This window comes from Bacillus pumilus (genome assembly GCF_024498355.1).
GTDB classification, from domain to species: Bacteria; Bacillota; Bacilli; order Bacillales; family Bacillaceae; genus Bacillus; species Bacillus pumilus_P.
The window spans coordinates 2,656,059-2,668,835 of the sequence record NZ_CP101833.1; the positions used below are offsets into that span (position 1 = coordinate 2,656,059).

Below are 12,777 nucleotides of genomic sequence, written 5' to 3' on the forward strand. Positions count from 1 at the left end.
AACGTTTATATTAGAGATGTTATTGGCAATTTGTTCATATGATATCCCAAAAATAAAAAAACCATTTCCTTCATTTCGAGGAAAGGGTCTGAGATCGCATGCCTTTCACTCTTATCGCTCAAGGTGTTCTTGTACCTTGCATCAGGTTAGCACCTTGGTTTCTCAGCATGTTCATGCCTTTTTCATAAGAAACCGGTTGCTGGGCTTCATCGGGCCTGTCCCTCCACCAACTCGGGATAAGAGTATCCGTTCAATAAGATATCTTATCTTAAACCCTTGCGTCATGTCAATGCTTCATAGGAATTATCTCTCCTCTTTTTTTACCTCACAATTAGCATCACCAAAAAGCATATTTTCATAGCAGAAATGAAAAAACACACACAAAAACATTTAAATAGTATAGACTATTATTATCAATGTGTTATACTAATCGAAACAAACAAATTCAACGGTAAAGGAAGGGTTTTTTTATGAACTCAGTGGATTTAAAAGAAGATTTGCAGTCATTGCTCTCATTAGAAAATACGCACCAAAATTTATCTGTTCCGAAACTTGTTGAAAAGATTTTGGCACGTAATGAAGGCGTTTTAACATCAACAGGAGCTGTCCGCGCCACAACTGGTGCTTACACTGGACGTTCGCCTAAAGATAAATTTATCGTCAAAGAAGAAAGCTCTGAGCATAAAATCGATTGGGGTCATGTAAACCAGCCGATCTCTAAAGACGCATTTGATCGTTTATATACAAAGGTTGTCTCATACTTAAAAGAACGTGATGAACTATTTGTCTTTGAAGGGTTTGCCGGCGCTGACGAAAGATACCGTATGCCGATTACAGTTGTAAACGAATTTGCATGGCACAATCTCTTTGCAAAGCAGCTATTCATCAGACCTGACGGGTCAACGCCATCATCTAACGAAAAACCTTTCACCATCTTATCTGCACCTCACTTTAAAGCAGATCCTGAAACAGATGGAACAAACTCTGAAACATTCATTATCGTTTCTTTTGAAAAACGGACGATTCTCATTGGTGGAACAGAGTATGCAGGAGAGATGAAGAAATCGATTTTCTCTGTCATGAACTACCTGCTGCCTGAGCAAGATATTTTATCGATGCACTGCTCAGCAAACGTTGGTCAAGAAGGCGATGTCGCATTATTCTTCGGCCTTTCAGGGACTGGGAAAACGACGCTTTCTGCAAGCGTAAGCCGCAAGCTGATCGGAGACGATGAACACGGATGGTCTGGCACAGGTGTCTTCAATATCGAGGGCGGATGCTATGCGAAATGTGTGAACTTAAGTGAAGAAAAAGAACCACAAATCTACAAAGCCATCAGCTTCGGATCAGTGCTAGAAAATGTTGTGCTTGATGAAGAAACTCGTGAAGCGGATTATGATGATACATTCTTTACTGAAAATACACGGGCTGCTTACCCAATCGAAATGATTGATAACATCGTGAAACCAAGTATCGCAGGTCATCCATCTGCTATTGTCTTCTTAACAGCTGATGCATTTGGCGTTTTACCTCCAATCAGCCGTTTAACAAAAGAACAGGCGATGTACCATTTCTTGAGCGGTTACACAAGTAAATTAGCAGGAACTGAGCGCGGTGTAACGTCACCAGAAACAACATTCTCTACTTGCTTCGGTTCACCATTCTTGCCACTTCCAGCTCACGTCTATGCTGAAATGCTTGGCAAAAAAATTGATGAGCACGGTGCAAAAGTATTCCTTGTGAATACAGGCTGGACTGGCGGCGGCTATGGTACGGGCAAACGAATGAATCTTGCTCATACAAGAGCAATGGTGCAAGCAGCGATCGAAGGTGACCTTGACAATGCCGAAATGATTACTGACGACATCTTTGGATTACACATTCCACTTCATATTCCAGGTGTACCAGATGAAGTACTTCAACCTGCTAAAACGTGGGAAGACCAAAATGCTTATCAAGAAAAAGCACACTTCCTTGCCAATGAATTTAAAAAGAACTTCAAAAAATTCAGCCATGCGGCAAGTGACATTGAAGCAAAAGGCGGACCACTCGTATAAAAAGACGAAAGCTGAGGGAATATACCCCTCAGCTTTTTTTAGTTCGTTGAATGCAATGACACAAGGCGGTAAGTCACCTTCGTAACATTGTCTGTCAGTTCCAGCTTTTCAACATGTGCTGTCCCTGTTTTTTCTCCGTCTTTCGTTTTGCGCACCTCAAGCGGAATATTTAATGGATAAATGCGGTACCCTTCCTTCATGAGCTCAAACACATTTTCTTCAATTCTTGTCTCATTTCCTTTTGTGACAATCATTGTATTAAATTCAACAGGCATTCCCATAATGAAAATCCCCCTACTTTCTATATTCGTTATCCCGTTTATTTTACCACATTTCCGCTTTTTCGGCTGTGCATCCATGTCGTCAGCCTTCTGACAATCTCTCGATTATGCTGAGGCGGGAAATAATGATTGTAGCCGTGAAAATACCATGTTTCCACAGACTTCCCGTGCTTGCGAAGCGCTTCTTCTAATAAATACGCATGCTCAATGGATACATTCTGATCCTGCTCTCCATGGATGATTAAAACAGGCGCTTCCATTTGATCCACAACATTCAAAGGTGTTCTGTCCTCATATGCCTCAGGTACCTTATGCGGCGGACCGCCAATCACGCGCTTCATCATTCTTCTCATATCGACACGCTCTTCATAGGTGAGCTTCATATCACTTACACCTCCCCATGTTACAAAGGAAGCAGCCTCCTGTTTCATTTCAACAGCAGTCCAAATGCCCATAATACCACCGCGCGAAAAACCAAAGATATGAATACGATCCCGCTTTACCTTTTTGTGATGCTTCAACAGCTGAAATGCAGCGAATGCATCTTTCCGATCCTCTCCGGCAAAATCCTCGTTTCCTTCGCCTCCTTGATTCCCTCGGTAAAAGGGAGCAAAGACAACAAAGCCTTGTGCTGCAAATTGCACGATTCGGCCAGGTCTCACCATCCCCACATTTTTAATGCCGCCTCGTAAATACAAAAAGCCCTCATAGAGACCTTCTCCGGCCGGTTCAGCGAGCAGCCCCTTTATCCGAAGTCCACTTGCCTCGTAGGTCACTGTATATAAATGAATATGCGGATGGGGCGATGGGAATCTTCTTTTTTCCACAATCACTTGATTTCTCTCCTTTTCATCCGGTATTACGTCAATTGCTTGATGATCGCTTCTGCAACAAGCTGGCCTGATTTTGTCACCATCGGGGTGCCGCCGCCCGGATGACTTGTCCCTCCAACAAACCAAAGCCCTTCAATGTCCTTTGACTGATTATTGATACGGAAGAACGCCTGCTTGAACGAGTTTGAAGACATGCCATAAATGGCTCCATGATATGCCCCCGTTTTCTGCTGCAAATCAAGCGGGGTTTGAACCGCTTCATATTCGACAAGCTGATCAATATCAAAGAGACCCTTTTCCTTTAATTTGGTTTTCATATGCTGACGATACGTCTCCTTTAGCATGTCCCAATTTTGCTCTTTTGTCACATAAGGTGCATTGGCCAAGACAAAAAGGTTGCTTCTGCCCGGTCCTCCGCTTAATTCTGGCTCTGAATGGCCCGAATAACATATGTAAAGTGTTGGATCCTGAGGTAATTGCTTTTTCTGAAAAATATCCTTAAATTCTTGTTCATAATTCTCAGGGAAAAATACATTGTGATGGGACAGCTGTTCATAGGCTTTGGGTACTCCTAATAAAAGAACAAAGCCAGATAACGATGGCTCAATGTTTGACAGCTTTTGATTTAAGAAGCTAGGACGGTCTTTTTCATCAATCAAATGACGGTAGACAGTCAGTGCATCCGCCCCTGCAATCACTTGATCAGCCTCATACATCTGCTGAGCAGTCTCCACTCCTTGGATACGCCGATCTTTCACATGAATCTTGCTTACTTGTTCATTGAGGTGAATTTGGACGCCTAGTTCCTTTGCGAGTGTTTCGAATGCCTCGACTAAACGATAAGTGCCGCCCTTTATTCCATAAATCCCTTTTTCCCCTTCTAAATAAGCCATCATATTAAAAATAGCGGGCGCTTCGTAGGGTGAAGAGCCAATGTATGTTGCATACCGCCCAAACATCGCCAATGTATGAGGATGACAAAAATATTGACGCAGCAGGCGCTGAACGGATGTAAATGGTTTGACCGCAAGAAGTGCTTTCATCAGCTTTAGATCCATCTTATCTTTCCAGGTCAATAACAAACGATTTAAAAACTGCTCCTCGGCCATTTGAAAAAGCTTCTTCGATTCCAGTAAAAATGCACGGTATTGCTTTGCATCCTCAGGACTATATGCTGCAATTTGTGATTCCATTTGCTCGATATCCGGCGTAAACTCGACCGTATGACCATCTGAGAAAACGTTTTTGGTGAGTGGAGAGATCGGATAAAATGTCACATAATCCTCCATCTTTCTATTACAGGAAGTAAACACATCTTCAAAATATGCCTTCATTGTCATGGTACTCGGTCCTAGATCAAAAGAGTAGCCAGCCCCTTGACGGCGCTGTAATTTCCCGCCTAAAGCAGCTTCTTTTTCTAAAATGGTGACCTGAACCCCGCATGACTGTAAGCGAATCGCAGCTGATAATCCGCCAAGTCCTCCGCCAATGATGATCACTTTTTTCATTCGTACCTTCTCCCTTTCCATTCGTACCCTTCTTTTTTCAGTCCGATTTTCATAGAAGTAAAGCCAATGGCGATCAGACTCAAAATGCTGACCGGCAATAAAAAGGCCATAGCAGATGTTCTTCCGTTCTCAATATCAATTGCCGCTTTGATGGACACACCCAGCCCGTAGCAAAGAATGGCTAAACATAGATTTAACACATCAAGCTGAATGAGTGCGATCATGAAACAAATGACGGGAACCAAATAAAGCACCGTGTATAAACAAAAGACACCGCTTAACAAAGCAATGCTTCGATTCACCCCAGGGAACAAATTTTTTCGATAGCCTTCCCAAACTTCCTGTCCATTCTCGTACATTCTCATATAAACAAATGGATGAATACTTGCGAGTGTGAACGGAAAGCCCTTTTCTTTCACCAGTCTAGCTAACGCCATATCATCAACTAGCGAATCCTTGATCGCTTCATGACCGCCAATTTCGTGATAACAATTCTTTTCAATTGCAATAAAGCCGCCATGAGCTGCAGCAAAAGCAGGATTTTGGGATTTCCTTACCCATTTCACTGGCAAATGGCAGCCAATTGTAAACATCATCATGGGAATCACAAGATGCTCGAAAAACGTGCCTGTTTTTTGCTCTGGAAAGCCTGAAAGCATTCCCGTTTTTTGCGTGCTTAACTGCTGGTATACCGCTTCAATTGCCCCTCTTTTCAACCTGACATCAGCATCTAAAAATAGCAGCCAATCAGAAGATGCTGCCTCAGCAAGCTGAGAACAAGCATAGGATTTACCAAGCCAGCCGCGCTTCAATGCTTGACCTGATTGCACACGAATCCACGGATAGGTCTCTGCGAAGCGCTCCACGATCGCTCTTGTCTCATCTGTCGAATGATCATCTAGTACAATCAGCTCTTTTGGGTAAAGACGCTGATCAACAATCGACTGGAGACATGCTTCTATCCGTTTTTCCTCATTTCTTGCTGGAATCAGGATTGATAACGATATGGGTTTATCGGGCGAAACAGATGCTTGCTTTAGTACAGGAAACTGCTTCATATTCCTTATGGTAAAAACGAACTGACAGAGCAGCAGTACACTGATCACGGTTAAGAAGATCGCCATGTTTTCACCCACTTTTTAAAGGAATCAAACGCATCACTTGTTGACTGACTTGTCCTTGTCATCTGTCTAAATTCTTCGTTTGTTGAAAAATCAGGATCAGCGATGACCTGCGCTTGATGTGCGTTTAACTGCGTTTCAAGCAGGTCTCCGAGCATGCGTGTCACTTCCTTGCTTCGAAATGAGCCTCCAGATACTAAGGCATCTTCGCCGAACACAACAGAAACTGTCGGCTTTTGAAATTGATTAAATGTATATTGCAAGGTCACAGGCTTGATCACGACCTGCTCAAATTGCCTCACTAAAAAAGAAGCCCCGCCTTCCAGTTCAAGCGGCCGCGTATCCTGATGCATGATTTTCCCCTGCGGAAAAAGCCATACAGCTCCGCCGGCCTTCATGTTCTCTTTTGCCGTCATTAATGCCTGTTTTACGCTTTTCAGCTTCTCTTTATGAACTGGAAACGCACCAAGCTTGCGGAAAAAAGCATATTGCTTCAGCTGCTTCTCTTCCATCATCATGTAGTGATCGAGTTCAGACGCTTTTTCTGTTAAAAGAAAGATGATCATTCCATCCCACCATGAGCTGTGATTGGCGAGATAAAGAACAGGCAGCTTCTCCTTCGGGTCCACCGAGCCTTTCATCATCACACAGCGGAAATGTTTATGGAGTAAATACCGTTCAAAATAAAGTGAAAATATTCGTCTAAACGATCGGCTTTTGTCGCTTTCTTTCAAATCGAACCCTTCCTTCACACAAAATGACAATGATCAGTGCTAAATAAAAAATGACATCGAGTCCGCCCTTTAATGCCAAAAGACCGAAAAAGAACACCATGGCCTGATAAATACGACTCGTCCAGCGCAGTGCCTTTTGATCAATCGAGACAAGCGGGAAAAGAAATGAGAGTGCTGCTCCAATCATACCCCAGCTCACAAAATTCTCAAAAGGAATACCAAAAAATCCACCGCCGTCATACCACACCCAAAACTTCCGCTCAGCCGCTACTGGATCTAATATGAGGTCAAGCAGCACAATCCATATCCCCGTTTCGATAGCCCGTTTCCACTTCGACTGTTGACTTGATAAAAAAAGACTGTTTAAAAACACGCCAACCCATGCAAAAGCAATCGTTAAAGGCACTCCTGCCACAAGAAAACCTAACGTCGGATAATAATCATAGGCCCCGAATGGAAAACCGGTTGTAATTCCTACCCATTCAATCGTAAACGTAAGAACGCCCACAACAGCTGCTCTTTTGATCACAAAGCTCCATGAGCCATAAATATTTCGGCCAATCTCTATGACGCAGCAAGCGTACAGCACGAGGAAAATTCCATTTGCAAACTGAAGCCATACCGGCACTTCAAAAAAGACCATTAATATGAGTCCTACCATATACCATCCAACAAATACCCAACTCACTCTATACACGAAACCGCTCCTTTATTTCTACCAAATTCAAGAAAGCAATCATGCTTCTAGTATAGAAAAAAAAACACGTTCTATAAATAAACAATGCGCTTCTTATTTTCATCTAGGCACTCACCAAAAATCCCTTTTGACATACTTTAATTAGTGATCTAGAACAAAGGAGGCGAATTACTCTTGAATCGTTCCATCAAAGTCAGACTGGCATTCATATTCGTTGTCCTGCTCTTTATTCCATTTGTCGCCTGTAAAAAAGAACAAGAGCAGACCGTACAAGTAGCCGAGGTCACCCATTCGGTTTTTTATGCTCCGCTTTATGTCGCCTTATCAGAGGAATTCTTCAAAGAAGAAGGCTTAGAGGTTGAAGTAAAAACCACTTGGGGCGGCGATAAAACGATGACAGCTCTTTTATCCGGCGGTGCCGATATCGCGCTGACCGGATCTGAATCCTCTATCTATGTTGAGGCACAAGACACAAAAGACTCTGTCATGAACTTTGCACAGCTGACACAAACAGACGGCACATTTCTTGTTTCAAGAGAGAAAGTAAATCATTTCTCTTGGGATCAATTAAAAGGAAAAGACTTCTTAGGACAGCGGAAAGGCGGCATGCCGCAAATGGTCGGGGAATATGTCCTGAAAAAGGAAGGCATTGATTTAAAAAGGGATCTTCGGATGATTCAAAATATTGATTTTGCCAACATTTCAGGTGCTTTCTCCTCTGGAACTGGCGATTTTGTGCAGTTATTCGAACCAACAGCTTCCTTAATTGAAAAAGAAGGCAGAGGGTACATTACCGCCTCCTTTGGAAAGGCTTCTGGCAAGGTGCCTTATACCACCTTCATGGCAAAGAAGAGTTACTTAGAGGAAAACAAAGAGACGGCCGAAGCCTTTACTCGTGCTATTTATAAAGCGCAGAAATGGGTAGAAGCGAAGCACCCAGAGGAGATTGCAAAAACGATCCAATCTCATTTTCCTGATACGGACCTTGATGTCTTATCAACTGCGATCAAACGCTACAAGCAGCAGCACTCATATGCAACAGATCCCCTTCTGAATGAAGAGGAATGGAACAAGTTACAGGAAATTATGGAGGCGAGCGGTGAATTGCCGGAATTTATCCCGTACAAACAGCTTGTCGATTCATCCATTGCAAAGAAGGTCACAGATCACAAATAGAATAGGAGGTAGCACATGTCTTTCCTTCAAATTGACGATGTGACCCACACGTACTTCTCTTTAAAAGAAAAAACAACGGCCATACAGCATATCAATATGGAGATTGACCAAGGTGAATTCATCTCATTTATTGGTCCCAGCGGCTGCGGGAAAACAACCCTGCTGTCCATCATCGCAGGAATTACGCCGCCCTCTGAAGGTCGAATTTTAATCGAAGGAAAAGAACCGAATCAAAAGGAGCATCAAATCGGCTACATGCTCCAGCAAGATTATTTGTTCCCTTGGAAAACCATCAAGGAAAATGTCATTCTCGGGTTGAAAATTGCCAAACAGGATTCACACGAGGCCACCTCAGCTGCTCTTGGCTTACTGCCAAAGCTTGGGCTTGAAGATGTGGAGGAAAAATATCCGAAGGAGCTGTCAGGCGGAATGAGGCAGCGGGCAGCACTCGCCCGAACGCTTGCAGTTGATCCCAGCCTGCTTTTACTAGATGAACCATTTTCAGCTCTAGACTACCAAACCAAACTGACATTAGAAGATCTCGTTTTTCACACATTAAAAAACTATCAAAAAACAGCAGTCCTTGTGACACATGACATCGGCGAAGCCATTGCGATGAGTGATCGTATTTTCTTATTCTCAAAGCATCCCGGCTCGATCCAGCATATCTTTACCGTTCCTGATGAACTGAGGACTCTCTCTCCTTTTGAAGCAAGACAGACATCAAGTTTCCAAGAGCTCTTTCAAACGATTTGGAAGGAGCTGAAAACAGTTGAAACACAGTGACCTTTTACATGAAGCCTATCGAAAAAAAGTTCGAATGGAAAAACGCATCACACGTGTCTATCAGCTCATCATTTTCGCCAGCTTCTTTTCTCTTTGGGAACTTGCCAGTCAATTTAGACTCATAGATCCGCTGATTTTCAGTTCACCATCTGCGGTCTGCCAATTGTTTGTGCAAAAAATATCAGATGGTTCGTTAATGAATCATATGAGTATTACGTTGTTTGAGACGATGCTCGGATTTCTACTTGGTACCTTTTGCGGCATTTTACTCGCTGCCGCCTTATGGTGGTCCACCCGTCTGGCGAACGTTCTTGATCCATATTTAGTCATTTTAAATGCCATGCCGAAAGTCGCTCTCGCCCCGATTTTAATTGTTGCACTTGGACCTGGCATGATCAGCATTGTCGCCATGGGCGCGATCATTAGTGTGATCATTACAACGATTGTCATTTATACAGCCTTTCAAGAGGTCGATGAGAACTATTTGAAAGTAATGAAAACCTTTGGTGCGAAAAAAAGCGTTGTCTTTCGTGAGGTCATGTTGCCAGCGAGTATTCCAACGATGATCTCTGCCATCAAGGTTAATGTTGGTCTTTCTTGGGTTGGGGTCATTGTAGGGGAATTCCTTGTTTCTTCAAAAGGGCTCGGCTACATGATCATTTATGGCTTTCAAGTCTTCAACTTTACACTCGTGTTTCTAAGTCTTTTCATTATCGCCGTGTTTGCTACCATCATGTATCAGCTCGTTGAGTGGCTCGAACGCCGTTTTCTTCAAAAATAAAAAAAGCACAGGGGACTATCTCCCTGCGCTTTTTTAACGAATCAAACCGTTCTTTTCTAAATAAGCAAGACTTTTTCTTAAGACATCATCTTTCATAATAAAACTGAAATTTTTATTTTTTGAGATGGATGTTGGTAAGTCTGCGAAAAGAACGGGTCCTTTCGTTTCAAAATACGTGTCTTGCTTGACAAGCCTTTCAATATCAGCGAAATAAATATTCTTCACAATGACCTTTTCTCTGCCAAGCACCTGATATTGACCAATATACGTTAATTCACGAACAACAGCACCCGTCTCTTCCTGAATTTCCCGTATAGCGGCTTGGTCCGCTTCTTCATTTGGCTCTACTTTCCCTCCTGGAAACTCATAGCCCCGATCCTCATGTTCAGTGAGCAGCCATTTCCCCTGGTAGCGGCAGATGGCCCAAACATGCTTAGGATGACTTGAAAAAGGCTTCTTTTCAAAAGAGAGCTTGACCGTATTATGATAATAGTCTTTAAATACATGCATGTGAAATCCCTCATATCCTGTCCTTGCTTCTTGTAAAACATCATACCACAGATCACATTTCTCTGAAGAATTTTTATCAAAAGTGAAACAAACGAGTGGTTCCATCTCGTCTGTATTTAAAATGAGGTATTCTCGCTAAAACCTTTTTATCATCTCCATTTTCGTCCATTTTTAATCATGAAACCTTCTTACCCCTTATGACGTAAATGAAACAGTGTTTGTCCTATAACGACGAGGAGGAAACCAGCATGAGCATAACAAATGGGTCAAAACAAGAAAAGAATCAGCCGCTTCCGCTCAGCAAAAACGAGAAAGAAGACGCACCTCATGAGGCGATCAAGAAACACCTCATAAAAGGGCAAAAGCTAGACTTGACGAAAGACAATCCACATATCGACCAAATTCATATCGGGCTCGGCTGGGATTTGTCTGGTCAGCCGATTGATTTAGATACGCAAGTTTTTCTCTTAAATGAGGAGGACAAGCTGTTGTCCCCAAAGCATCTGATCTATTATCATCAGCAGCAAAGCTTAGACGGAGCTGTTCGTCATCTTGGTGATCATCAGTTTGGCGGAGGATATCGAGACAATGAAATGATCATTATGCAATTAAGCAGAGTCTCACCTGATATTCATAAAATCGTCGTAACAGCGACGATACATGATACACACGAGCGCACGCATCATTTTGGACAAGTCACCAATGCCTATCTGCGCCTTTTTGATCAAATCTCGCAGCAAGAGATTTGTACCTTTCAGTTAACAGAGAATTATTCGTATTGTACATCCATCATTTGTGCTGAACTAACGAGAGATCAGCATGAATGGAAGATCACTGCCACCGGACAAGGTACCACCCTGGATTTAAACGATTTATGCCGCATTTATGGATTCACATCTTGACGCAGGACAGGAGGCCTCACCAATGGGATTTCATTTCAACACGTTAGAAGAACTCACCTTACAAGCAGAAGGCAGTGGGATCTTTTTTGCTAAAAAAGGCGCCATGATTGCAGACCAAGGGACATTTCAATACCGCAAGAGATTACTTGGAACGAATAAAGGAAATACGGTCAGCCAAGTATTTAACCATATCAGCAGGAAATTGACAGGTGAAAACCTTGAGATGATGGAAGTGAGTGGTCAAGGTACTTGCTATTTAGCTGATTCAAGCGAGCACGTGACAGTGATTAATTTAGAGCCAAGCGGTCCTTGGCAGCATGTGAGCGTAGAAAGCGAAGATTTACTTGCCTTTACTGAGGAATGCCACTACGGCGTGACACCAGTAGGCGTTGGTATTTTATCACAGAAAGGGCTGTTTACCTCAAAGCTTTCCTATCAGGGGCACGGGGCCCAAGTTGCCATTAAAACGACTGGAAACCCGCTCATCCTAAAAGCACCTTGCCGTGTAGATCCTGACGCCATTGTCGCTTGGACGGGCAAAGCACCGAAAGTCAAATTAGATGTCAACTGGAAAACCTTCATTGGACAAACTTCTGGCGAATCCTACTTATTTGAATTCCAAGAACCAGACCAAATTGTCATTATCCAGCCATTTGAACGCACATCTGGGATGCGGGTCGGTTTAGATGATAACCGCTACAAGCCTCAGAGCCAAAGCGCCTCTCACGAATTAACAAATTCACATCAATCGCAGCAGGAAAATAGAGGCGGAATCAGTGATCTGATCGGAGGCATCTTAAATCCGCGAAAATAAAAGCATGTAGAAAATTCTACATGCCCAGCGTGTAGACAAACCCTCAAATTCGCCCGCAGGTTTGCGTGCCGGTGCTCACGAATGTCAAATTCGCTCCGCTCTGGCACTCGTCCTTCCTAGTCTTCAAAGGTTTTCTATCACGCTGAAAAGAAGACAAAAGGCTAAAATGAAGATCATTTTAGCCCTTTGTCAACAATCTGAGCAGCATGTAGAAAATCTCTACATGCTTTTTCAATTCATGAACCCATTTGTCTCAATAAAGTTCTTTGTCTCTTCATTCCCTAGCTCATAAATCATCGAGTAAATCTCTTTTCTTTTTCTGTCCATTTCGTCATTTGGACTATCATAATGATATTCAAGGAATGGAACATGTGCCCGAAAGAAGCCTTTCCAATCTGTCATATACTGCTCATCAAAATAGTCTCTCAGCTGCAAAATTTGATCATCGTCTGCTTCTATTTGAAATTGCCAAGCAGCCGCATCTCTGTGCTGTGATATTGACCCGTCTTGCACGGATACATAGTATGTGTGTCTCGCCATCTGATTCATCCTTTTTCCTTTAGTATGACCAGATATG

At 42.9% G+C, this 12,777-nt stretch carries 14 protein-coding genes and 1 riboswitch; of the genes, 6 read left to right on the forward strand and 8 right to left on the reverse strand.

Features of this window, described 5'->3' with window-relative positions; all coding sequences use genetic code 11:
- Nucleotides 1-108: 108 nt before the first annotated feature.
- Nucleotides 109-243, reverse strand: a riboswitch (SAM riboswitch).
- A gap of 227 nt (nucleotides 244-470) precedes the next feature.
- A complete protein-coding gene (gene pckA / locus NPA43_RS13485; protein ID WP_256498941.1) occupies nucleotides 471-2,057 on the forward strand; it encodes a phosphoenolpyruvate carboxykinase (ATP) in 1,587 nt (528 codons plus the stop codon).
- Nucleotides 2,058-2,095: 38 nt separating this feature from the next.
- Here pckA and NPA43_RS13490 read toward each other — a convergent pair whose 3' ends face one another.
- Genes NPA43_RS13490 through NPA43_RS13515 form a run of 6 tightly spaced genes read right to left on the reverse strand, consistent with a single transcriptional unit; the run spans nucleotide 2,096 to nucleotide 7,231 of the window.
- Nucleotides 2,096-2,338 (reverse strand): DUF2584 domain-containing protein, encoded by a 243-nt coding sequence (locus tag NPA43_RS13490; RefSeq protein ID WP_034322580.1) that lies wholly within the window; start codon nucleotides 2,336-2,338, stop codon nucleotides 2,096-2,098.
- 38 nt (nucleotides 2,339-2,376) lie between these two features.
- The gene (locus NPA43_RS13495; RefSeq protein ID WP_256498942.1) at nucleotides 2,377-3,171 is read right to left on the reverse strand and encodes an alpha/beta hydrolase family protein; all 795 of its coding nucleotides are present in this window, start codon (nucleotides 3,169-3,171) and stop codon (nucleotides 2,377-2,379) included.
- Between the two features lie 26 nt (nucleotides 3,172-3,197).
- Entirely contained in the window at nucleotides 3,198-4,679 is a 1,482-nt protein-coding gene (locus NPA43_RS13500; RefSeq protein ID WP_230031093.1) for a phytoene desaturase family protein, read from the reverse strand.
- The gene (locus tag NPA43_RS13505) at nucleotides 4,676-5,803 is read right to left on the reverse strand and encodes a glycosyltransferase family 2 protein (protein ID WP_256498943.1); all 1,128 of its coding nucleotides are present in this window, start codon (nucleotides 5,801-5,803) and stop codon (nucleotides 4,676-4,678) included. The genes NPA43_RS13500 and NPA43_RS13505 overlap by 4 nt, the downstream gene beginning before the upstream one ends.
- Nucleotides 5,788-6,534: a lysophospholipid acyltransferase family protein gene (locus tag NPA43_RS13510; protein WP_099728609.1), complete on the reverse strand. Its 747-nt coding sequence runs from the start codon at nucleotides 6,532-6,534 to the stop codon at nucleotides 5,788-5,790. The genes NPA43_RS13505 and NPA43_RS13510 overlap by 16 nt, the downstream gene beginning before the upstream one ends.
- Nucleotides 6,503-7,231 (reverse strand): carotenoid biosynthesis protein, encoded by a 729-nt coding sequence (locus NPA43_RS13515; RefSeq protein ID WP_256498944.1) that lies wholly within the window; start codon nucleotides 7,229-7,231, stop codon nucleotides 6,503-6,505. Before NPA43_RS13515 ends, NPA43_RS13510 begins: the two co-directional genes overlap by 32 nt.
- A 174-nt stretch (nucleotides 7,232-7,405) precedes the next feature.
- Between NPA43_RS13515 and NPA43_RS13520 the strand changes: the two genes are divergently transcribed.
- From NPA43_RS13520 to NPA43_RS13530, 3 genes are read left to right on the forward strand one after another with little or no spacing between them, the layout of a single operon-like run.
- Nucleotides 7,406-8,407, forward strand: coding sequence for an ABC transporter substrate-binding protein (locus NPA43_RS13520; protein ID WP_099728607.1), 1,002 nt, complete (start codon nucleotides 7,406-7,408; stop codon nucleotides 8,405-8,407).
- A 15-nt stretch (nucleotides 8,408-8,422) separates the two neighbouring features.
- Nucleotides 8,423-9,193 carry an ABC transporter ATP-binding protein gene (locus NPA43_RS13525; protein ID WP_099728606.1) on the forward strand — a complete coding sequence of 257 codons (771 nt, stop codon included), beginning with the start codon at nucleotides 8,423-8,425 and terminating at the stop codon, nucleotides 9,191-9,193.
- A 34-nt stretch (nucleotides 9,194-9,227) separates the two neighbouring features.
- Nucleotides 9,228-9,974 carry an ABC transporter permease gene (locus NPA43_RS13530; RefSeq protein ID WP_370461125.1) on the forward strand — a complete coding sequence of 249 codons (747 nt, stop codon included), beginning with the start codon at nucleotides 9,228-9,230 and terminating at the stop codon, nucleotides 9,972-9,974.
- Between the two features lie 33 nt (nucleotides 9,975-10,007).
- On the opposite strand, the gene ytkD is transcribed toward NPA43_RS13530, so the two are convergent.
- On the reverse strand, nucleotides 10,008-10,484 hold the full coding sequence (ytkD, locus tag NPA43_RS13535) for an RNA deprotection pyrophosphohydrolase (RefSeq protein WP_230031096.1): 477 nt from the start codon (nucleotides 10,482-10,484) through the stop codon (nucleotides 10,008-10,010).
- A gap of 248 nt (nucleotides 10,485-10,732) precedes the next feature.
- Here ytkD and NPA43_RS13540 point away from each other — a divergent pair, with 248 nt between their 5' ends.
- Both NPA43_RS13540 and NPA43_RS13545 read left to right on the forward strand, forming a co-directional pair.
- Nucleotides 10,733-11,386 carry a TerD family protein gene (locus tag NPA43_RS13540; protein ID WP_230031097.1) on the forward strand — a complete coding sequence of 218 codons (654 nt, stop codon included), beginning with the start codon at nucleotides 10,733-10,735 and terminating at the stop codon, nucleotides 11,384-11,386.
- A gap of 22 nt (nucleotides 11,387-11,408) precedes the next feature.
- On the forward strand, nucleotides 11,409-12,200 hold the full coding sequence (locus tag NPA43_RS13545) for an AIM24 family protein (protein ID WP_256498945.1): 792 nt from the start codon (nucleotides 11,409-11,411) through the stop codon (nucleotides 12,198-12,200).
- Between the two features lie 231 nt (nucleotides 12,201-12,431).
- On the opposite strand, the gene NPA43_RS13550 is transcribed toward NPA43_RS13545, so the two are convergent.
- Nucleotides 12,432-12,740, reverse strand: coding sequence for a hydrolase (locus NPA43_RS13550; protein WP_099728601.1), 309 nt, complete (start codon nucleotides 12,738-12,740; stop codon nucleotides 12,432-12,434).
- Nucleotides 12,741-12,777 lie beyond the last annotated feature (37 nt).